General features: G+C 45.9%; 19 protein-coding genes, 1 tRNA gene and 1 pseudogene. 13 read left to right on the top strand and 8 right to left on the bottom strand.

Annotated elements, in window-relative coordinates; genetic code table 11:
- Positions 1-16: 16 nt before the first annotated feature.
- Positions 17-2119: a polyphosphate kinase 1 gene (ppk1, locus tag ABD880_RS04735; RefSeq protein ID WP_345162852.1), complete on the top strand. Its 2103-nt coding sequence runs from the start codon at positions 17-19 to the stop codon at positions 2117-2119.
- A 132-nt stretch (positions 2120-2251) separates the two neighbouring features.
- Here ppk1 and ABD880_RS04730 read toward each other — a convergent pair whose 3' ends face one another.
- Positions 2252-3178, bottom strand: coding sequence for a Ppx/GppA phosphatase family protein (locus ABD880_RS04730; protein WP_345162849.1), 927 nt, complete (start codon positions 3176-3178; stop codon positions 2252-2254).
- Positions 3179-3448: 270 nt separating this feature from the next.
- Here ABD880_RS04730 and greA point away from each other — a divergent pair, with 270 nt between their 5' ends.
- Both greA and ABD880_RS04720 read left to right on the top strand, forming a co-directional pair.
- Complete coding sequence (gene greA / locus ABD880_RS04725) at positions 3449-3919, top strand: transcription elongation factor GreA (protein WP_066511709.1); 471 nt, start codon at positions 3449-3451, stop codon at positions 3917-3919.
- 14 nt (positions 3920-3933) lie between these two features.
- Positions 3934-4335, top strand: coding sequence for an HIT family protein (locus ABD880_RS04720; RefSeq protein ID WP_345162841.1), 402 nt, complete (start codon positions 3934-3936; stop codon positions 4333-4335).
- Between the two features lie 131 nt (positions 4336-4466).
- Here ABD880_RS04720 and ruvC read toward each other — a convergent pair whose 3' ends face one another.
- Positions 4467-5036 (bottom strand): crossover junction endodeoxyribonuclease RuvC, encoded by a 570-nt coding sequence (gene ruvC, locus ABD880_RS04715; protein ID WP_345162839.1) that lies wholly within the window; start codon positions 5034-5036, stop codon positions 4467-4469.
- Here ruvC and ABD880_RS04710 point away from each other — a divergent pair.
- From ABD880_RS04710 to ABD880_RS04670, 9 genes are all read left to right on the top strand, one after another.
- Positions 5028-6038 (top strand): lysylphosphatidylglycerol synthase domain-containing protein, encoded by a 1011-nt coding sequence (locus ABD880_RS04710; RefSeq protein ID WP_345162837.1) that lies wholly within the window; start codon positions 5028-5030, stop codon positions 6036-6038. The two genes, ruvC and ABD880_RS04710, sit on opposite strands and share 9 nt — an antisense overlap.
- The gene (locus ABD880_RS04705; RefSeq protein WP_345162835.1) at positions 6035-7171 is read left to right on the top strand and encodes a glycosyltransferase; all 1137 of its coding nucleotides are present in this window, start codon (positions 6035-6037) and stop codon (positions 7169-7171) included. Before ABD880_RS04710 ends, ABD880_RS04705 begins: the two co-directional genes overlap by 4 nt.
- Complete coding sequence (locus tag ABD880_RS04700; RefSeq protein WP_345162833.1) at positions 7168-7428, top strand: hypothetical protein; 261 nt, start codon at positions 7168-7170, stop codon at positions 7426-7428. The genes ABD880_RS04705 and ABD880_RS04700 overlap by 4 nt, the downstream gene beginning before the upstream one ends.
- Positions 7429-7614: 186 nt before the next feature.
- A complete protein-coding gene (locus ABD880_RS04695; protein WP_345162831.1) occupies positions 7615-8838 on the top strand; it encodes a PP2C family protein-serine/threonine phosphatase in 1224 nt (407 codons plus the stop codon).
- A gap of 104 nt (positions 8839-8942) precedes the next feature.
- Complete coding sequence (locus ABD880_RS04690) at positions 8943-9503, top strand: polysaccharide deacetylase family protein (protein ID WP_345162829.1); 561 nt, start codon at positions 8943-8945, stop codon at positions 9501-9503.
- Between the two features lie 3 nt (positions 9504-9506).
- Positions 9507-10607 (top strand): glycosyltransferase, encoded by a 1101-nt coding sequence (locus ABD880_RS04685; RefSeq protein WP_345162827.1) that lies wholly within the window; start codon positions 9507-9509, stop codon positions 10605-10607.
- Positions 10608-10701: 94 nt separating this feature from the next.
- A complete protein-coding gene (locus ABD880_RS04680) occupies positions 10702-11466 on the top strand; it encodes a TatD family hydrolase (protein ID WP_345162825.1) in 765 nt (254 codons plus the stop codon).
- 12 nt (positions 11467-11478) lie between these two features.
- Entirely contained in the window at positions 11479-12552 is a 1074-nt protein-coding gene (locus tag ABD880_RS04675) for an asparaginase (RefSeq protein WP_345162823.1), read from the top strand.
- Between the two features lie 67 nt (positions 12553-12619).
- Positions 12620-12706, top strand: a tRNA-Ser gene (locus ABD880_RS04670).
- Positions 12707-13129: 423 nt separating this feature from the next.
- On the opposite strand, the gene ABD880_RS04665 is transcribed toward ABD880_RS04670, so the two are convergent.
- The 4 genes from ABD880_RS04665 to ABD880_RS04650 all read right to left on the bottom strand — a co-directional run bounded on the left by ABD880_RS04665 (position 13130) and on the right by ABD880_RS04650 (position 17583).
- Complete coding sequence (locus ABD880_RS04665; protein ID WP_345162821.1) at positions 13130-14173, bottom strand: ABC transporter permease subunit; 1044 nt, start codon at positions 14171-14173, stop codon at positions 13130-13132.
- A complete protein-coding gene (locus ABD880_RS04660; RefSeq protein WP_345162819.1) occupies positions 14170-15525 on the bottom strand; it encodes an ABC transporter permease in 1356 nt (451 codons plus the stop codon). The genes ABD880_RS04665 and ABD880_RS04660 overlap by 4 nt, the downstream gene beginning before the upstream one ends.
- 2 nt (positions 15526-15527) lie before the next feature.
- On the bottom strand, positions 15528-17252 hold the full coding sequence (locus ABD880_RS04655; protein ID WP_345162817.1) for an ABC transporter substrate-binding protein: 1725 nt from the start codon (positions 17250-17252) through the stop codon (positions 15528-15530).
- Positions 17253-17370: 118 nt separating this feature from the next.
- Positions 17371-17583 carry a hypothetical protein gene (locus tag ABD880_RS04650; protein ID WP_345162815.1) on the bottom strand — a complete coding sequence of 71 codons (213 nt, stop codon included), beginning with the start codon at positions 17581-17583 and terminating at the stop codon, positions 17371-17373.
- 272 nt (positions 17584-17855) lie between these two features.
- Here ABD880_RS04650 and ABD880_RS04645 point away from each other — a divergent pair, with 272 nt between their 5' ends.
- The gene (locus tag ABD880_RS04645; RefSeq protein ID WP_345162813.1) at positions 17856-19340 is read left to right on the top strand and encodes a hypothetical protein; all 1485 of its coding nucleotides are present in this window, start codon (positions 17856-17858) and stop codon (positions 19338-19340) included.
- Between the two features lie 14 nt (positions 19341-19354).
- Here ABD880_RS04645 and ABD880_RS04640 read toward each other — a convergent pair whose 3' ends face one another.
- Together ABD880_RS04640 and ABD880_RS19105 are read right to left on the bottom strand one after the other, a co-directional pair.
- Positions 19355-21706: a TonB-dependent receptor gene (locus ABD880_RS04640; protein WP_345162810.1), complete on the bottom strand. Its 2352-nt coding sequence runs from the start codon at positions 21704-21706 to the stop codon at positions 19355-19357.
- 21 nt (positions 21707-21727) lie between these two features.
- A pseudogene (locus tag ABD880_RS19105) lies at positions 21728-21973 on the bottom strand (FecR domain-containing protein); the annotation flags it as partial.
- Between the last annotated feature and the right edge of the window lie 152 nt (positions 21974-22125).

The following is a 22125-nucleotide window of genomic DNA, read 5'->3' as shown; positions in this document are numbered from 1 at the left end:
TGATGATTCATCTGCTATGAACCCAATAAAAGTCTCTGACCAAATCCGGAAGAGTAATTACATCTCTCGCGACCTGAGCTGGATGCGGTTTAACTTTAGAGTGCTGGACCAGGCGCGCAACCCAAACACCTCCATCTTTGACCGGCTTAAATTCCTGGCCATCTGCTCGTCTAACCTGGATGAGTTCTTCATGATCAGGATCGGCTCTCTGTACAACTACATAGACTACGGCAAGGAGCGCATTGACTACTCAGGCATGCGCGAGATCCCGTTCCGGAAGAAGCTGTTGGATTTCTCGCATCGCTTTGTCACAGACCAGTACAAGGTGTACCAGGATTTAGTGAAGGAATTCCCGCAGAATGGATTAGACATCTGCCAGGTAAAAGACCTCACAGAGTCTGAACAGCGCAAGGTAGACGCCTATTTCAAGGACACCATCTTTCCTTTGCTCACGCCCATGGTCTATGACAGTTACCACGGGTTTCCCCTAATGATGAACATGCTCCTAATTTTTGGAGTAGTGACGCAAGTGGCAGAAGAGGTGAAGCCTAGTAACCGCCTAACCTTCATACAAATACCAGCCAATCTTAACCGTTTCATAGAAATACAGCGCAAGGACAAAATCATCTTTGTACCCATTGAGGATGTGATACGGGAGAACATGCCCAAGCTGTTCCGTAACGTAGAGATTCTGTCGGTGAGCTTGTTCAGGATTACCCGTAACGGTGACTTTACCCTGGAAGAAAGCGATGACATGGACCAGGACTTCGTGCAGGAGGTCAAGCTCAAACTCAAAACCCGTAAGAAAGGAAGAGTAGTGCGTCTGGAGATGGACAAAGAACCATCGCCGCACATGCTCAAAATCTTGAAGGAGCGCTGGACCATTGACAAGGCTAACCTGTTTCAGATAAACGGGTTGGTAGATTTGCGCGGTTTGTGGCAGATCATAAAACACCCGCAGTTCAAGAATAAGCTCATGAAAGCCCCGGCCCCCGTACAGGCACCCAGCCTACCACGCGGCGCCGAGGAGAATATGTTTGAGTACCTGAAGGAGCATGACGTGCTCTTGCATCATCCTTACAACAGCATTGAGCCCGTGGTGAGCCTTCTAGAGAAAGCCGCCGAGGACCCCTATGTGCTGGGAATCAAGCAGACCATTTACCGTCTGGCAGACAACTCCAGGGTTACGGCAGCGCTATTAAAAGCCGCCGAGAACGGAAAGCACGTTTCTGCTTTGTTTGAGGTAAAGGCGCGTTTTGACGAAGAGAAGAACATCAAGGAAGGGGAGCGGCTGGAAAAGGCCGGCTGTTTTGTGATTTACGGCATCAGTAAGTACAAGACCCACACCAAGATGATGATGATCATTAGAAAGGAAGGGGAAAAGGTAACCCGGTACGTACACATTGGCTCTGGTAACTACAATGAGTCTACCAGCCGGCAGTACACAGACATAAGCATGCTCACCACAGATGACGTGTATGCGCATGATGTGTCAGACTTCTTTAATGTAATCACGGGTCATTCCTATCCAGAAGACTACCAGTACTTGATCACCGCGCCCAAAGACATGCGCCAGCAGTTGATAGAATTGATCAGGCATGAGGCAGAGAACGCCAAGCAGGGCTTTGAGGCAGGTATTGTCATCAAAATCAACTCTTTGGAAGACAAGGAAGTTATTGACGAGTTCTATGCGGCTTCACAAGCCGGCGTAAAGATCAAGCTGATTGTGCGCGGCATCTGCTGCCTACGCCCAGGGCGGGAAGGTCTCAGCGAGAACATCCAGGTGAGCTCCATTGTGGGTGAATACCTAGAGCACGCGCGTTTGTTCTACTTCCACAACAACGGCATCCCTACGGTGTTGGGCGGCAGTGCTGATATTATGGTGCGCAGTTTTGAGCGCCGCATTGAAGCCTTGTTCTACATTGTGAATGACGAGCTCAAGCGCCAGGCCATCAACATCCTGCGCTTTAACCTCATGGACAACCAGAACTCTTACATGATGCGCGAAGACGGGACCTATGTACGTCGCCATCCGGAAGAAGGCGAAGCTCCTTTCAACGCCCACCGCGAGTTCTACCACCTAACCAATGAAATGACTAAGGAAGCTTGTTTGTTTTAATGTGCTAATTATTCAATGTGCTTATGTGCTATTGAATTTCTAAATGAAAGCGCCCGCTAACAATACTAGCGGGCGCTTTCATTTTTGGCCTGTTTTCTAGAATATAGGCCAAAAACGGCCTCAGTTATTTTATTAAAAATCAATTTTGAAATGATGGTGGATGCCTTCCTGGTGACGTTCTAGCAAGGCTTGCAGCATACCGTCTTTCAATCCTACCTGCGGGACCAACATGCTTTCAATGTGCGCCCACTTCATGGCAGAAAGGTAAATTTCGGCGGCGGGCACGATGACGTCCGCCCGGTCTGCGTTGAGGAGCAACACCTTCACGCGCTCTTCCATGGTCAGGCTGGAAATGTGGTCCACCACTTCCTCAATCTGTTTCCTGAAGATAGGCTTGCCGCCGGTCTTGCGGGCCATGTCATAAATCTTGTTGATGTTACCGCCCGTGCCAATGGCCCGGGTGACATGGTGCAGCTTGGCTTTCTCGGTGACCCAATCCTGCATGGCCAGCCACATTTCTTGTGACTCGTCCCCCTGCATGTGCCGGATGGAGCCTTGTTCAAAAGAGCGGGAAGCCACCTTCATGCGGTTCACGTAGATGTTGAACTCGGTGCTGCCGCCGCCCACGTCAATGTGCAGGTAGTTCTTGTCGTCCAGTTGCTGCCGTATGACCATGTTGATGAGGTCGGCCTCGGTGGTGCCGTCAATCACCTGTATGTCCATGCCCAACTTTTTGTGTACCTCCTGGATGATCTCTGGCGCATTGGTGGCAGAGCGCATGGCAGAGGTGGCGCAGACCATGTAATCCTGTACCTCATGTACCTCTAACAACAGCTTAAGAGCGTGCAACAGCTTGACAAACTTATCCGTCTTCTTCTTAGAAATAATGCCAGAGGCAAAGACGTCCTCGCCCAGGCGCATGGGGTACCGGATGTATTCTACCCGTTTAAAGAGCGTGTGCTGCTCATACCTGAACACGTTTGAAATCTGGCAGCGGACCGCATTAGAACCAATGTCAATGGCGGCTAATTTTAAGAGGGGTTCGGTGGATTCTGTCATAGAGGTAGAAACAAATATAGCCAAAAATGTAAAGGAGGAGTATGCCTTGTAAGTCGTTTTTGGCCTGTTTACTGGAAATCAGGCCAAAAACGGAAACTGAAAGCCAGTGAAAAATGGTTCTTATTCTTAAGAATGATTACGCCGGGGCGGGAGCGTCAAAATATTGGCCGGATTCCATGCTTTTTAGAAAAATAATACTACCTTAGCATAAGAACGGTCTCCAAACGGAAGGCCGTTCTTCTTTTTTACCACAGTGCTCAACTATTACATATGTCAGTATCATACTATACCCCAGAAGGATTGCAACGACTCAAAGAAGAGTTAGCAGAACTTAAGACCAAAGGACGTGCCGAGGCGGCCCGTCAATTGGCAGAGGCGCGTGACAAAGGTGACTTAAGTGAGAACGCAGAATACGATGCCGCCAAAGATGCACAGGGCCACCTGGAACTTAAAATCTCAAAACTAGAAGAAGTGGTAGGCAACGCCCGCCTCATTGACGACTCCAACCTGGATCCGTCCAAGGCCTTGATTCTCTCTAAGGTGAAACTGAAGAACCTCTCCAACAACATGGAGGTGAACTATACCCTGGTGGCCGAAGAAGAAGCCAACCTGGCCGCTGGTAGAATCTCTGTGAAGTCACCCATTGGCAAAGGTTTGCTGGGCAAGAGCGTGGGAGATATTGCTGAAATTACGGTGCCTGCTGGTACCATCAAGCTTGAAATCATAGAAATCTCTAGATAACCAACCGCTGCGCGATGGAAGAAACTATTTTTTCAAGGATTGTAAAAGGAGAGATTCCGGCGTACAAAGTGCTGGAAGATGACCGGTTTTTAGCGTTTCTGGACGTGAATCCCTTGGTGAAAGGTCATGTGTTGGTCATCCCCAAAGAGCCCGTAGACTACATCTTTGACTTGGATCCAGACACTTTGGGCGACTTGCATAAGTTTTCCCGCAAGGTAGCCGTGGCTATTAAAAAAGCAGTTCCTTGTCAGCGCGTAGGCGTGGCCGTGATTGGTCTAGAAGTACCCCATGCGCATATTCACCTGATCCCTATTAACAAGATGTCTGACATGAACTTCAGCAATCCCAAGCAGAAGTTCTCTCCAGAAGAAATGGAAGACGTGGCCCACTTGATAGGGAGAGAAGCAATTAGCTAGATGTAAGACATAAGATTTAAGACACAAGACTTAATGCAGAACTGCCGTTTTTGGCCTGTTTTCTATAAAACAAGCCAAAAACGGCAGTTCTGGCTTTATACTTCTAATAGAAAAAGTCTTGAATCTTGCGTCTATTTAATTCTATCCGGATTTTCAGTAAGAAAGGCTTTCCAGGATTTTCCGCCGGCTTTCTGGTTACTGCCCTGTGAGTAATGGTGACAGAGCGCCACGGCCAGGGCATCTGTGGAGTCTAGAAACTTGGGTGCTTCCTTGATCTTAAGGATTTGCAGGAGCATGGCGGCCACCTGTTCTTTTGAGGCGTTGCCATTGCCGGTCACAGACTGCTTGATCTTTTTAGGCGCGTATTCCACGTACGGGATGTCTCTGGAGAGGGCGGCAGCGATGGCCACGCCCTGGGCGCGTCCCAACTTTAGCATGGACTGTACGTTAGTCCCGAAGAACGGTGCCTCAATGGCCATCTCGTCGGGGAGGTACTCGGTGATGAGGCGAAGGGTGGCGTCAAATATTTTCTTTAATTTCACAGCATGGTTGGGGTAGCTCTTTAACTGCAACACACCGTACTGGAGCACCGTAACTTTGGAGCCGTTTACTTCAATGAGGCCATACCCCATCACGTTCGTGCCGGGGTCAACGCCAAGAATCAACTTATTATTAGGAAGCGGTAGGTTAGAATGAATCATAAAGCACAAAATTACAAACAAACTAGCAGTCTTACCCTACCCGTGCGCCTAATGGTGTGGGGCGGTAAACTGGCGGTGCTTTGTTTGACACTTTATTATTTACGGGAGGCCTTGCTGGACGCCGAGAACCAAACCGCCTTCTCTTGGGCCAGATGGCAACAAGTGTGGGCAAACAGTGGTTGGGTAGCGGCTTTGGCGGTGATTTTACTACCAATAAATTGGGGATTTGAAGCGCTCAAGTGGCAGTTTCTTTCTAAGAAAATTGAAAAAATATCTTTCTTAAAAGCATACCGCGCCGTATTGGCTGGCCTCACCTTAGGTTTTGTCACGCCCAATAGGGTGGGAGACTACGCCGGTCGTATCTTGACCATGCATCAAAAGAACCGGGTAGACGCCATTGGGGCAATCCTGTTGGGACGCTTATGCCAGCTGTTTGCCACGGTGTTGGTGGGTTCTGCCGCCCTGGCGTATTTTTTTTACAGTTATTATATGCCCTTGGCTACACCCGTGGGGATTTCCATTGCTTTTGGATTGCTGTTGTTAAACGGTTGGATGCTGGCCTTGTTGTTCAGTTTCCATTGGGCCATTGCAGTATTGGAGAAAGTGCCGGTGCTTAAACGCTGGGTACATTACTTTGCCGTCATTGGCGAGTACACCCCTGAGGAACTGAACAAGATGATCTTGCTATCTGGTATGCGGTATGCGGTTTTCATGGGTCAGTTCATTGCCTTATTGTGGGCGTTTGGGGTTAACTTGTCTATAGATCAATACATCTGGGGCGTGGCTGGTACCTTTCTTTTAAAGTCATTGGTGCCTTCTATCAATGCGCTGGCAGACATTGGTATGCGGGAGTTGAGCGCCATGCACTTCTTCGGGTTAATGGGGCAGGACCCTTTATTAGTCTTAGGAGCCAGTTTGTCACTGTGGGCTTTGAACATTGCCTTGCCTAGCGTGGTAGGCTTGTTGTTTGTTCTTCCGCTTAAACTTACCCGCACGCGTTGATTCTTTTTGCCCTCTTGCTTCTGGTCATAGGCACGTATGCCGTAACTCTTCTGGCATGTGCCGTGGCCTGGTATAAACTACCTCGCCTACAGGCCAAACCACCTCATGATGTTGCTTTCTTTTCGGTTATTGTCCCGGTCAAGGATGAGGCAGCTACAATCCTGCAACTACTGCAAGATTTAGAGGGGCAAGACTACCCACCATCTAATTTTGAAGTGCTGGTCATAGATGATCATTCCACGGACAGTACGCCCTCCTTAGTACAGAATTTTCTAGCGACGAGCTCATTAAATCTAAGGGTTTTGTTTTTGGCGTCTTTTCCGGAAAACAGGCTAAAAAAGGGAGCCATTGCAGTAGGAGTTTCACAAGCGAAGGGAGATTGGATTGCCTGCACGGACGGCGACTGTCGGGTACCCGCTGCCTGGCTTTCTTCGATAAACCAATGTCGGGTAGAGCAGCAGGCCAAATTCATCAGTGGTCCGGTGGCGTTTGCCTCAGACGGAAGTTGGTTTCAGCAGCTGCAGGCATTGGAGTTTTCGGCCTTGATTGGGGTAGGGGCTGCTAGTATTGGTCTTACTCTGCCTACCATGTGCAACGGGGCTAATCTGGCCTATGAAAAATCAGCCTTTCTAGAGGTAAACGGGTTTTCTGGCAATGCACACCTGCCCTCTGGTGATGACGAGTTTTTGATGCATAAAATCCATCAGCGGGAGGCAGGCTGTGTCGCTTTTCTTAAAGACCGCAATGCCACTGTGTACACCAAGGCAACCAACTCTTTTACCTCTTTTATTGAACAGCGCAAGCGCTGGGCCAGCAAATGGAAACATTACACTTTAGCGGCTCCTAAAGCACTTGCACTTTTGGTGTTAGTAGGGAATATAAGCTTGTGGCTGGCCTTGGTGGCTACTATAGCACTGGGGGTTTCATGGAGTTGGTTTTTATTACTAGTGGTGTTGAAACTGGTAGCAGATGCCTTTTTGCTCTATCAGGTATTGGGCTTCTTTCAAAATAGAAAATTATTACTTCACTTAGGTCTTTTGCAGTTAGTATATGTACCATATATTTTAGCAACGGCTATCCTTGGCTGGCGCGGTACGTATGCTTGGAAAGACCGTCAACATGTGGCTGCATGACAGATCAGGAATTTGATATCATTGATGAACTTTATTTTGTCACTTCTTTCACAGACTTGCAAAAGCAAACCGGGTTGCCGACCGAGGAACTGATACGCGTCTTGACAGGCTTAATTGGTAAAAGCTATGTAAAGTGCTTATTCCCAGACCAAGACACCGAGGTGCCTTTTGACGGAGAGCATTTTGAATTGCACCACGCGGCCTATTTCTTTTTAGCCAGCAAGGCTGGGCTTTTGGCGCATAATACCACCTTGTAAAGATTTTATTAAAACAAAAGAAGGACGATTAAGTTGTTTACCACAGTGCGCCTAGGGTTTCTGGTGAGGGACTGTGCAAGGCACCGTTATTTTAGTTATTTTGCCACCTGAATTTTCTAGCTAGAAGCTGTTGGTTTACCTGCGTAGCTCCTCTGGTTTGTTCAATACCCCCCAAATAAAAAGACAATGTCTGAGTTGAAGTTCCCTACGGTAGAACAGGAGTTGAACTTGAAGAAGTTGGAGCTGGCGGCATTGCTAGAGATTACCAAAGCCATCAATAACAACCTGCCCGAAGAAGCGCTCTACAAGATTTACCACTTTACCCTGCTGGCCCAGTTGCACATTAGAAGACTGGCTCTTTTCATCCATGATGAGGAATGGGAGTGCAAGGTGAATTTTGGGACGGAGCATAATTTCAGGGAGATCGCATTGCCCGAGGAGGTGACTGACCTGCGTGAAATCACGGCCATGTCCAGGCTGCACATTGACAAGCGCTGGCAGGATTTTGAGACCATCATTCCCATCATCCACAACAACCGCATTCTGGCCTTTGTGATGATTGGCAACGTGCACTCTTACTACACCACCCTTGGTGCGCTCAGCTTTGTGCAGACCTTAAGCAACATCATCCTGGTGGCCATGGAAAATCGGCGCTTGGAGCGGCACCGCTTAGCCCAGGAAGCCATTAGAAAAGAGATTGAGATTGCCCGTGAGGTGCAGAACATGCTCTTCCCTAAGAGTCTGCCTAACAACGCCAAGGTCTCTATTCATGCCACCTATATTCCGCACTCTTCCATTGGCGGCGACTACTATGATTTCATTCAGATAGACTCCAACCAGTTTTTGTTCTGCGTGGCAGATGTATCTGGTAAGGGAGTGCCGGCCTCTTTGCTTATGTCTAACTTTCAGGCAGGATTGCGTACCATTCTGCGGCAAACTACAGACTTAGGGACCATTGTGAAGGAGCTTAATTACCTCATCTACCAGAACGCCATCGCTGAGAAGTTCATCACAACTTTTATAGGCTTGTACAACGCAGAAACCCGGGAGCTTTCTTACGTAAATGCGGGACACAATGCCTCTATCTTGCTGCTGGAGAATAATTCGTACGAGCTGCTGGAAGAAGGCTGTACCATGCTGGGCATCTTTGAAGACCTGCCGTTCTTGACAGTCACCAAAGTTGAGATTCCGCCCAGGTCTTTTGTGTTCTGCTACACAGACGGGCTCACAGAAGTCTTCAACCAGGATGAGGATGAGTTTGGGATAGAGAATACCATACGTGTGTTGCAGTGCTGCCGGTACGTGAGTTCGCGTAATATCCATACCCAACTATTGCAGGAAATAAACACCTTTAACAGCAGCGCCACCTACTCAGATGACATCACGTTGCTCTCTTGTAGGTTTAAATAATAGACTGTTTAACTTTTCTTGTTTGGCCTATACGCGTGCGGTTCTATAAGACTCCAAGTGTTCTGTTCTGGTTGTTTCCAAATATTTGGTGGCACAGAAAGTCTTTGGAGAAAACCATCTACCTCACGTTTGACGACGGCCCCATACCAGAAGTTACTGAATTCGTGTTGGCTGAATTGGAGAAGTACCAGGCAAAGGCTACTTTCTTCTGCGTGGGTGAAAACTTACAGCGCAATCCAGACATTGCAAAAAAAGTGGCTCAGGGGGGGCACACCCTGGGGAATCATACACACAAACATGTGCAGGCTTTTAAAACGCCGTTTGCTCATTATCTGCAAGAAGTAGAACAATGCCAAAAGACTCTGCAACAAGTGGTGCCCCATGTCACTACCAAACTGTTCAGGCCTCCGCATGGCCAACTAACCTACTCTCTTTTAACCCAACTCAGAGAGAAGTACCAAGTAGTGATGTGGAGTCACTTGACCTATGACTTTGACCAAAGCCTTTCTCCTGAAGTTTGCTGGCTTAAACTAAAAGGGCTTTTAACGCCGGGCTCTATTGTAGTCCTGCATGACAGCCTCAAAGCTGAACGAAACCTACGCTACGTCCTGCCCAGGCTTTTAGAGCACTACACAGCTTCTGGCTTTACTTTTAAAGCGCTATAGGCCATGGTCATCTCATTGGTCTATTTCACGTTGTTTTTTCTACTCTTTCTGGTATTGCTTTATTTCTGGGTCTTCCGGTTTAAAGGAGGTAACCTTAGTGCCTTTGATTTACAGAATTGGCCCAAGGTCTCTATTTTGGTGGCAGCCAGAGATGAAGAATCATATATTCTTACTTGTCTTGAGGCGCTGAGCCAATTGGATTATCCTAAAGACAAGCTAGAGATTTTGGTAGGTGATGACCGTTCACAGGACCAGACCAAGCATCTGGTAAAGAATTTCATCCTTGATAAACCTTTCATTAAGCTTGTCTCTATCACTCATGATGTGGCAGGCACAAAAGGGAAGGCCAACGTTTTAGCCCAGCTGGCGCATTTGGCGACCTCTAACTATTATTTCTTTACAGACGCAGACATTCAAGTGCCTAAGACTTGGGTGAAAAGTTTGTTGCAGCAACTTACCGGCCGCTATGCGTTGGCTACTGGTATTACCACCGTGACGGGTAGCCGGTGGTTTGACCGGATGCAGGCCTTGGACTGGCTTTATTCATTGGGCCTCATGCAAGTAGTGGCAGACAGAGGGCTTCCGGTGTCTACCATGGGGAACAACATGGCCATTACCCGGCAAGCATATGAGGCGGTTGGCGGGTTTGAAGGCATCCCTTTTTCCATAACGGAGGATGTTCAGTTATTTTCTAAGGTGCTTAAGAAGGGCTTTTCTTCTTGCCATGTATTTAGTGATTCAGTGTTAGCCCTGAGCGCGCCGGCGCCCTCTTTGCGTTTTCTGCTGCACCAGCGCAAGCGTTGGATGCGGGGTGCCTGGCTTTTGCCTTGGTACATACGGGCCTTATTGGTATTTAATTCCATTTACTATCCGGTTTGGGTGCCCTTTTTTTCCTACACCTCCTTGAGTACCGCTTTACTGATTGGCTTGGGAAAGGTGCTATTACAGAGCATTTTTGTGATGAAGGCCGTGCAAAGAGCGGGCCGGTCTATGAGATGGTATGATGTCCTATTCTTTGAATTCTACCTTTTAGGAATTTCTATTCTGCTCATAGTGTACTACTTTTTGCCTTTCAAGATTAACTGGAAGGGCCGGCTTTATTGAAAGCGGTTCAAGGGCATTCTGTTATATTTGCCATTTCTGGTCTGTTTTCTGGAAAAGAAGCCAAAAACGGCCATCGCTTAAATAGAAACCTAGCATGCAATTTATTGATACCCATGCCCATATATTCGCACCTGAGTTCGAGGATGACCAGGAAGGCATGATCCTAAGGGCTGAGGAAGCGGGGGTAGCGCAGATTTACATGCCCAACATTGACCATACGTCTATAGACGCAATGCTTGCTTTAGAGCAAAAGCACCCTGCTATGTGCCATGCGCTGATGGGTTTGCATCCTTGTTACGTTAAAGAAGACTACCAGAAGGTGCTGTATGAGGTAGAAGGCTGGTTCCAGAAAAGAAAGTTTAAAGGAATAGGGGAGGCTGGCCTTGATTTGTATTGGGACAAGACTTTCTTTGCCCAACAGCAAGAAGTGTTGCGCATCCAGTGCCAATGGGCTAAACAATACCAAATTCCTATTGTGTTACATACCCGTGACGCCTTCAAAGAAACGCTAGAGATTGTTCAGGAGCTGCAGGACGGTACCCTTACAGGTATTTTTCATTGTTTCTCAGGCACTGTAGAGGAAGCTGACCAAGCAATAGAAACGGGTTTTCTATTAGGGATTGGCGGCGTGGCCACCTTCAAGAATGGTGGTCTGGAGCCTGTCATCCAACAGACAGATTTGCGTCACTTGGTGCTGGAGACAGATAGTCCTTACTTAGCACCGGTTCCTTATAGAGGAAAGCGTAATGAACCCAGCTACCTGCCCCGTATTGCCCAGCGCATTGCTGATATTAAATCCTTGACCTTAGAGCAAGTGGCTACTGCCACTACTGCCAACGCCATCCAATTATTCGCTTAGCCATCATAGCCTATGAAATTCTTTAAGGTAAATATCAATACAGCCGCTCCCCGCAACCCAGAGGCGTCTATTTTGCTTATTTACACGGGTGGTACCATTGGCATGGTGTCAGATAAACAGGATGAACACCTAGTGCCGTTTGATTTTAGCGAGGTGATTCACAGAGTACCTGAGATGCGGCAGTTTAAGGTGATGCTCACAGTGTTGAGCCTGGACCCACCTATTGATTCCTCTAACATTGGGGTGGAGCATTGGATCAAGCTTGCCCAAATCATTCAGGTCAATTATGAGGAGTATGATGGCTTTGTAGTGTTACATGGTACTGACACCATGGCGTACAGTGCCTCAGTACTTAGCTTCCTTTTAGAGAATCTATCCAAGCCAGTCATTTTCACAGGGGCTCAGGTTCCTATTGGGCGCATGCGCACAGATGCCCGTCGTAACCTAATCACCGCCTTAGAGATAGCCTCTGCTCACTTAAAAGGCAAGCCATTGGTGCCAGAGGTTTGCATCTTCTTCAATACACAATTATTGCGCGGAAACAGAGCTACCAAGGTAGAGAGCAGGATGTTCAATGCCTTCAATTCTGGCAAGTTTCCACCCTTAGCGCATGTGGGCATAGACATTGAATACAATCAGACGCTTATAAAGCCTATTCCTGAAACACCATTGAAAGTATACCAGGAGCTAGAGGAGCAAGTGGCAGTTCTTAAGCTCTTTCCAGGCATTACGCCAGCGGTGGTAAGGGCCGTCCTGCAAAGCGAAGGGTTGAAGGGTCTTGTACTGGAAACTTTCGGATCTGGGAACGCGCCCACGTATCCGTGGTTTTTAGAATTACTGCAAGAGGCAGTAGGTCGTGGCATTGTCATCCTTAACGTTTCTCAATGCGAGGAAGGAGAGGTGCGCCAGGGTCAGTATGAAACCAGTCTGTACCTAAGGGAAATGGGCGTGGTTGGGGGCACTGACATGACCACCGAAGCGGCAGTTACCAAACTGATGTTTGTCTTAGGAAAACGCCTTCCTTTAGAAGAAACCAAAAAACTGCTTCAGTCCAACCTGAGGGGCGAGCTTACTTTTAGAGGATAAGGCAGGGAAAATAAGCAAACCGCTTGCAAAAGCGTTTGCTTCTGCCTTTCTTTGCAACCTGTTAACCGGAGAGGTGTCAGAGTGGTCGAACGAGCACGCCTGGAAAGTGTGTATACTGGTAACGGTATCGAGGGTTCGAATCCCTCCCTCTCCGCAGAATTTTAAGAAGAGCCTTGTAACCTTATGGTGCAAGGCTCTTTTTTTTACCCTCCATTTAAGGTTTACAACGTCTTAGTTCCTTGGCAGAAATAGGCACAAAAAAAGCCTGCCGTTGACAAGACGGCAGGCAGACAGACAAACAACAAAAAACTAAATTTCACTAAACCGCCTCTGCCGGGGGAACAAACACGGTCTCACTAGCATAAGACACAATACATATTAGTAAACACCATGTGTAAGTATGCCTTGACTTGTTACGAAAGTAGGGAAGCGGTGTAAATTGAAAAAGGAAACTATTGAAATTTAGTAACTAGGATTATAGTTAAATATTATATTGAAATACCTTTAAATGTTATGTAATCCATTAGGTGGCATATTGATAAAAATAAGAATAGGTCTGCTAGGTAACATTTGAATGCTATATGTTCCTCTTAGAAAGATAATTTCCTACCGCCTGTAGGCTAATTATGGAGAGTAGCAGTAAAGTAGCCGGGAAAAGTAACAGCCACCAACTCTCTAAAGAGAATCTGGCCAAGGATAGCATCTTACCCCAGGTGGGTACATCGGCAGGCAAACCTATTCCTAAGAATGCCAGTGTTGATCCTATGCCCAGCAAACCTGAAGCATTAAAACAGAAATTTGTAATTAATTGGCCTTTCATGGAGGGCCATAGATGCCGGATCAATAAAGCAGGATGAGGGAGGCCAAGGGCAATTGCGGCTTCAAAGAATAGCTCATTCCTCACCAGCAAGGATCTATTTCTGGCAAGCCTAGCTGGCAAAACCCAATACGTGACCATGATCCAAACCCCCATGCTCATGACGGAAGGAGAGGATAAGGTGGAGAGCAGTAAAAGCAGAAGAAGCTTAGGGAAAGTAGTCCAAAAGTCCATTAGCCGTTGCGCTGCCTCATCTACCGGCAAGGTCACCAGGCTTCTCTTAGTAATAGAGGTAATTCTAGTGATTCCATATGAGGCAATCACCAGTAATAGTAAGCTACCAAAGGTCAAGGCCCAGAAGGATGCCATAGCCCTGGGTGCAGCAATGACCCAACCCAGATACAGATAAATAAGGTAGATAGCCCAGAGCAATGCCAAGACGATTAATGCTAAAGTAAGCAAGGGTAGCTTCAAAGGCTTTTTAGCGAAGTGCGCAGAAGTCGTCCCAATAATAATACCTATCAGGGTAGCCCCTAATAAGGGTGGAAAGGTAAGCCACCACGCCGTCTGAGTGGCAGCTACAAGGTACCAGTTTATCTCTCTCCCTAATTGGTCCGTGCCAAGCCAGTGAAAGGGGTCTTGAAAAGGAGGTAACAGAGCGTTCTCAGGAATTGCATTAAGTGCATTCTCAGGCAAAGGCAAGAAGGCTAGTAAAGTAAATGTGGCAAGCCAAACGGCAGCCAACATAACTTTCCATTGGTAAGTCATCAAACGCGCAGGTAGTGCAGATGCGGTTAAGCTCATACCCTTTGTGTTCTAGGGTCAAGAAAAGAGTTGGCTGCCTCTGTCAACCACATAAGTGTTGTTCTAAATAACAATAGACTAAGTGTAAGCCCAATGACGGTTGCAAAGTCCTGGGATACCAAGGAGTGGGCTAATAAACTACCAGTCCCTGGCAAGGAAAACGTCACCTCTACAATGAGCACCCCGGCAATGAGACTCGCCAGCATATCTGCTACCACTACGGTAACTGAAGCTAAGGCATTAGGCACGCCATGGGTAGCTAATGCATTTCTAAAGGACATGCCTTTGGCCTGAGCCGTCCGTATGTAGGGTTGGTTTAATTCTGAAAGGAGGCTCCTCTGGAAGAACAACGTGAGAAATGGTAACAGAAACAAAACCACGCTCAAACTCCCCAGCAGAATGGTGCCAGAGAAAGGATTAAACGACAGTGCATCATAACTGGCCAAGGTACCTCCCAAAATGAGATAGAGAGCAAAAATTCCCAGTGTTATCATGAACCCAGGAAGGCTGTCTAATGCATACAGTATGTGCGTTATCCCGGTTTTTAATTCAGATTTTTCAGGGAGGCTCATCCAGAATGCCAACATGCAGGAGAGTACCAGGGCCACGAAGGTTGCTGGCAAGGCTATAGACGCAGACACTTTTAAAGACGATAAAAGCTTGTCCTTGACAGGCTCATAATCTTTAGTTGAGGTGCCCAGATTGCCGGTGATTATGCCAGCTAGCCAGATATGATATTGGTTCTTATTGCCTACCCAAGCTATAGTTGGGAGAAGGTCTGTTACCTGTGGGCTGCTATTCATTAACTGGTGCCAAGCTTGCATAACTTTTGAAGCCCGATTTTGGCCTGTTTTTGTCAAATCAAGCAAAAAACGACTTTCTAATGAGGCTCTTCCTTTACTGGATTCTTGCAATGCCCAATCATTAAAGAAGGCGTGGAGCGCAATGTTTTTTGAGAGACTTTGCGTTTGGCTTTCTATGTCTAGCAGAAACAAGTTCCATTCTCTAAGAAAGGCACGGGTGGCGTTTAGTCCGTGCGTTTTGCTTGCCTTTTCTATAAAAGCTTCTAGGTAATATGGGGTTGGTACCGTGCCATTCTTTTGCAACCCATTGGGAGAAATTTTAAAATAAAATAAAGGCTGGTCTAAGCCTCTTCTTTTAAGATAATCTGCTTTTACTTGCTGCTGAACCGAAGAAGCGGCATTCCCGTAGGCAGTGACATCTGCCTGATCCATGCCTCGCGGTAGATTATAGGAGGGCAAAAGATGAATCAGGAAAAATAAGACACTGGCTGTTCCCCAAAGCGCCAAACCAAGCCCCAAGAGCTTATGGATAAGGCTTTTGATTGGCATACTTATTTCTTTAGAACAAATTTAGGCAGGTCATACCCCGGCTTGAGGCTGGAAATGATCACTGAGTCAACTTTTTTTGAAACCGCCAGTTTGTTCTGCTGGAAAAACAAAAACACCAGGTTTCGCTCCTCCTGCATTTTCTCTTGTAACTGTTTCAGGAGCGTGGCCTTGGTATTTTGGTTGCTCTCAATGGATATTCTCTCCAGCAATTGGTCTGTTTCTGCATTCCCGAAGCGCGTCACATTACCCCCGCCCTCACCTATACTGGATGTGTGTAAAAGCGGGAGCAGGTTATAAGAAAAGGGATTGCCCACAAACGTTCTTAGGTACAAATCAAAGGTGCCGTCCTGGAGCCTTTGTGAAATCTGGCTGCTTTCAATGGCTTGTAGGCTAACAGGGATGCCCATTGCTTTGGCGTTCTGTTGAAAGAGCAAGGCAATACTTTCAAACTCAGAGTTGCCTGCCCTGTACATGAGTGTAAGCGCAAGCACGGTCTTGCTTTTTCCTTTTGATTTTACCCAGCCTTCAGAAGATTTCTTCCAACCAGCTTTTTGAAGCAAGTCCTGAGTCTTTGCTGGATTATGATCAATGGGGGGTAGGGTAGAATTGTAAAACTGTTTTTCCTCTGGATGGACTAATCCTACCGTAGCCGTAGCGTACCCACCTTGGATGGTTTTGATTAACTGAGGAATGTTAACTAAGTGAGAAAGAGCCTGGCGGGTCAATTTGTCATTCAGAAGAGGGCTAGAGCCATTAATCCCTAAAAATACCAAATCGAAGGTAGGGGCAGTATGCAAGCTAAAGTCCTGTTTAAACGACTTGTTCCTCTGCATCTCTAAAAAACTGGGCAGTGGGATATTGTCCATCACATCCAGTTGCCTGGCCTTAAGAGCTATAACAGCCGCAGCGTTGTCTTCAATTATTTGAAATTGTAGAGTAGAGGGGTTGTTTCTAAAACTGGGGGAAGATTTTTCTAAGGTAGTGCCCCACCAATTTTTCTTTTTGGACAATGTCACTTGCTGTCCGCCACTCCAAGCCATAAGCTTGTAGGGCCCACTTCCACGTACCCAGGCAGTGTCTTTCGCCATGGAAGGCGACTGAACGGTAGACGACAGTTCTTTAATGGCAGGGCTATTTGCCAGGGAGTCATATCTGATTTTGAACAAACCAAAGGGAATCTGGGTGATTTTAGCTTGAGGATCATATCTATGAGCAGGTAAGACAAAGAAATCACCTGTGAGCAGATTCATTTCGGGGGTATAGCCGCTACAAATAATGGTAAACGCAAGAGGGTTTTTATTAGAAAGTACAATATCCTTTATAAAATGATACTGCGCGCGCCAACGCTCATTGTCTAGCAAGGGGCTGTTTAGTAGCTTAAGTGAAAAGGCAACATCTTGTGCTGTGACAGGCTTGCCATCGTCCCATCTGGCTTCTGGTCTAATCTGGTAGGCAAAATAAGAAAGGCTGTCTTTTATGGTTACAAGCGGCAAGTTGGCAGCCAATAAAGGCTGTACTTCCTTTGAGCCTAGTTCTACCGTGAGTAGGCTTTGGTATATAAGGTTGATGAGTTGGAGCGCGTGTGCATTCCCGTAACTTAAAGGATGTAAAGACTCTGGGTCTTGCGGAAGCCTTACCCTAAGAGGAGTTTCCTTTTGAGCAGTTGGAGAACAAGAGATCTGACAAACAAGAGTGCAGATCAAAGTAAGTGAAAGAAGTTTTTTCATTGATTGCAGACGCCAAAATGCTCTGCCCAATATTACAAAACTTGGGTTAAAGTTGTGGTATGCAAAAGAGATAATAAAATAGATCGGGCAATAGGAGGGGTAGCCCGATCTATTTTAGTTAGTCTTTAGTGTCCCAAGTACCAGTACCACCATAGCTGTCATTTCCGTCGGTCGTTTTGTCCTCCTCAGTGGTGTTGGTAGTTTGACCATTAGTATTAGTGGTCTGGGTGGTAGTAGTATTAGATGCTGAAGTATTGGTGTTTTGTTTTTGACCAATACCACCAGTCAATATACCTAATTGTAAAAGCAGAGCAATTAATAAATCTACCATAGTTTGTCTTATTTATTTGTCTATATCAAATATGATTGATTTTAATAGGTAGAAAAAGGAAAGGGTGTGAGGTATAGTAACTTGTTATTTATTAATAAAAAACATAAAATTTATCATTAATAATGTATTAGGCTGGTTTATATTAGATTTTTTTGATTTATTAAGTATCAAAATGGTCTTATTATAACAAAATCATTTAAAGTTAGGTAAGCGACTAAAAGCAAGATACCAATTTTACTTTTTGATGTATAGCCATAATTACATTTCTACTAATGGAAGAATTAAAAAAGCTTGTTCAAATTATTCAAAAGAGAGGAGCTTCAGATTCGCAGCTTTTGAATTTTAAGTTGAAACGCCCAAATAAAGAGTATTCTCTTTTTGAAGGGCTTGCAAGCGGGCTTATTACAAATGAAGAGGATGCAATTTCTTTATTGTACCCAAATGAAACTTCAACATCGGCCTTTAAGATGGTTAAATCCAGGTTAAGGAAGAAATTGATGAATCAGCTATTCTTTCTTGAATTCCAGGGGAATAGTATTAAGAGTTCTCATACCCTTGAACAAGAGTGTTTGGCCAAATTGTACCAGGCTAGAGTTCTTGTAAATTCTGGTGCTTATGATTTAGCACTTCCTCTTTTAAGGCAAGTGCTTTCTACAGCCTACGATTTTGATTTTAATGACATAGCATCCTTAACTCTTAGGTCATTGATGCATGCGTATGCCAATTTAGGAGAGAGGTCTCTTTTCTACAAAGTAAATAATCAGCTGCAAGAGCTAGTCCCAAAACTTTCGGCTGATCAAGAATCAGAACGTCTTTTTTTAGAATCTAAGGTGGAACTTAATCACTCCATTTCTTCCAGAAAGAATCATCTTGTAAATGTTGAAGTTGTCCTTAAGAGACTTGAGGGACTTTGGATGGAAGCACAATCATATAACACCTTTGATTTTTATTATTTATTGTCTATTTGGGCAAAAGAGCTTTCTGGTGATTTCAATAAAATAGTTGAGCTTACTAATGCCTCTGAAGAATTGCTTCAATCAAAGAAAGTAAACCCAGAGCGCTTTGACCACAGGTATAATAAATTTATCCAAGTGTATGCCCACTTAAGGGCCAAAAAACTGGAAGAGGGTATTCGGCTGGCCAGCCTTTATGAGTCTTCTTTTAACCCATCCAGCAACAACTGGTTTGCCTTCATGGAGAATTACACTCTGTTGGCCTTACACGCCAAGCAGTATAAAATCGCGCATACGTTGCTCCATAAAGTACTTACCAATCCTTTTATTAAAAAGATTACCAAGATGGCGCAGGAGCGCTGGAGCCTCTTTGAAGCATATTTAAATTTGGTGGCTCCCCAAGAGGATAAACCTTTTAAGTGGAAAAGTCTTACGCAGAACGTGCCCAGTTACAGCAAGGACAAAGAAGGCTTTAACGTTGCCATATTAATACTACAAGTGCTCTATTATGTAGACATGATGGACACTGAAGCCTTGGAGTACAGAATGGAGGCATTAAAGAAATATGCCCATAAACACTTTAAGGACAGCTTTAGTGAGCGCAGCAGAATATTCTTCAAATTGCTGAATCTGGTAGTGAAAGCTGATTTTGATTACATAGTGGCTCAGAAAAAAGGGGAGAGCCTTTATCACAAACTGCAGAACACTAATCCGCCGGGTGACGCCTATGCAGAAATAGAGATTGTCCCGTATGAGCATTTATGGGAACTTATAATCAAGCGACTTCAGCTACGTGAGGTTTAAGACATAGGATTGCATTAAAACTGAATGCGGTAGCCTAAGTAAGGATATATGCCCAACTGGTAATAGATTTTAGCTTTGTTCTCCTCTAGGTCCCAGCTGTAGTAGAGTTCGTTCTTGGTATTTAAGAAGTTATCTGCCGCGGCAAAAATCCAGTGAGTTGTTTTCTGGGTGTTTAACTGGTAGGATAATCTCACATCTGACCTAAAGTAGTCCTTTAGTTGAGGAATAAAGGCATTGGCTACATCATAGTGTAGTTTATCTGTCGGCTCATTAATGGTTCTCTCTACGTCAATGGGAATAAACCGTCTGCCGCCAGATAGGTTGAATCTTACATCTAAGGATAACAGATGCCGCTTTTCTGCATCTAACTGAAATTCTTTCCCAATCAAGATATTTGAAATATAGCCTACACTAAAGGTGGTGGGGCGCTCCAAGCCATCTCCGCCTGTAAATAGGGATTGCAGAAAAGTTACGTTGCCCAAGGCATAGAAGCCTTTCTTAAGAAATCGTTCCAAGGTTAGCTCTACCCCATAGTTCTTGCCTGATCCTTCGCTCACCACACTATCTACGGTGACAAAATTATATTCAGTTCCTTGGTTCAGCATGGAAAAAGCTTCTTCACCGGCGCGCCTGCTAATGGGCACATGGTAGTGTTTCTGGTAATAGGCTTCCGTTTTAAAACGCCAAGCATTATTTATGCTATAATTGTAACCAACTACGGCTTGAGTGCTTCTGGTAAAGTCCAGTTTATTGTAAGGTTGGCTGAACCTCTCTCCTGAAGGATCAAAGAACTTGTATTCATAATACACCAAGGGTTGTGTTTGACTATGTAGCCCAGCCGCAGCATATATTCTATGCGCATCAGTTAAATAGTAACTTGCTGAAATGCGCGGCTCCAAGGACCACTTGCCCCCAATGGAGAATAGCTGGCTGTGCAAACCCACTTGTACATCAAACACCGGTGAGAAAGAGTAGCGTCCTTGCACAAAACCCTGCAGGATAGAGGCAGAACCTTGCGCATCTAAAGGGATCTCATAGGCGTCACGCAAATCATAATACACTATCTCCTGGTTGTTGTAATACATCTTCTGCCAAGAAGCACCTGTTTTAAGGAGCAGCTTCTGCGAGGATTTATGCGTAATGTTAAAACGAGTGATGAATTGTTGTTCATAATTCCGCAGGTAATAAGAGAGCCTGGTAGTCCTGTTTCTAAAAGTAGCCGTGGTGGTGGCTTCTACCTGGCTGCCCGAACTGGAGATTATAAAATCAGAGACAGTCCTGGGAGAAAGTCTATGAGTGTGTTTTAACCCAGAGGCATACATTCTATTGGTTAGCGTGGGCTCTGTTCTAAAGCGTACCTTCCCCCAGGTGGTGGTGTCGGGGTCAATGTCCATGATGGTGATATTACTGGTGCCACCAATGCCCCACAAAGTGAAAGTGCCGGCCTTTGGCGTGGGTAATTCAATCTTGAAGGAACCGTCCTGGTACTTGGGTAAGCCGTTAAAGCCTATGTCAATACCCAACTTCTCCAGTGGCTGGAATGTAAACAGGCGCATGCTGCCTAAAAAAGACCCGCCCCATTGCCTAGCCAAAGGCCCTTCAGTCACCATCTCTAGTCCGTTTAATCCCAGCTGCAAGGTGTTTTCAAACTTTTGATTGTTGCCAGTGCGCATTTTTACGTCCATCACTGCCCCAATGCGGTTACCATACTCTGCCGGAAAAGCCCCCGTCAAGAAATCTGAGCTGGCTAGAAGGTTGTTGTTTAGTAAACTGAAGGCTCCGCCCGAATTAGGGGTAAAGGTGAAGTGATTAGGATTTGGAATCTCTACCCCTTCCAACCGCCAAAGCACTCCCAGGGGAGAATTACCTCTGACAATCAAATCATTGCGTTGGTCAGATGCATTGAGCACGCCTGCATAATTGGCGGCCATACGGCTTGGGTCTTGTCTGGAGCCCGCAAACCGGTTAATCTCATCGGTCCTAAGTGTATGGACGCTAGAGACGATCAACTGATTCTGGGGTAAGGATTTGTCGCTTTCTGCTTCAATGACAATCTCCATGCCAGGGGTTAGGCTCTCGGCCAAGGTGGCATTCACTAGCGCTTCTTTACCAGCCACCACCAAAAGATTAGATATCTCTGCCTCTTGGTAACCAATATAAGAGATGCGGAGGATGTGCCGTCCAATGCCAACTTTTGGTATCAAAAAAGATCCATCCTCACGGGTACTTACTGCTCTTACTGGAGTTTCAGAAGCCAAAATCACGGTGGCGCCCACTAAGGGCGTTTGGATGGCGGCATCTACCACCGTGCCGCGTATGTTTTGAGTATAAGGTTTGGGGGCTCCATTGGCTCCTGGTTCTTCCAAGCGGCGTAAAACCACTTGTCCGCCCACTATTTGGTAAGTGAGCTGTAAGCAAGAGGTTAGCTGTCTAAGCGCCCTCTCTAAAGATGCAGGGTTAGATGCGCACGTGACCTGGGTAGCTAAGTCTACCTGCTCATTGCTATAAGAAAAATGCAGGGAATACCGCTGTTCTAAATCTTGTAAAACAACAGATAGAGGCGTATTAGTATAATTGAACGAGATTCTTTGCCCTTTTCCGGTTTCGGATTTTTGTCCCACCGCCTTTTGCATGCCAAGCAAGAGAAGGAAGCAACAAAAAGAAAGCCTTATGAAGTGCGGCAAATCCATAGATGATGGAGCAATGCTAGGCGCCCGGGGTGGCGAAAGGATTTACCGCAAATTGAGATTTTTAAGGAAAAAATGCAATAGGAAGGCGTCCTCAA

Origin of the sequence: Nibribacter koreensis (genome assembly GCF_039541795.1) — a bacterium.
Lineage (GTDB): Bacteria > Bacteroidota > Bacteroidia > Cytophagales > Hymenobacteraceae > Nibribacter > Nibribacter koreensis.
This window is presented reverse-complemented; position numbering and strand designations above follow the sequence as displayed.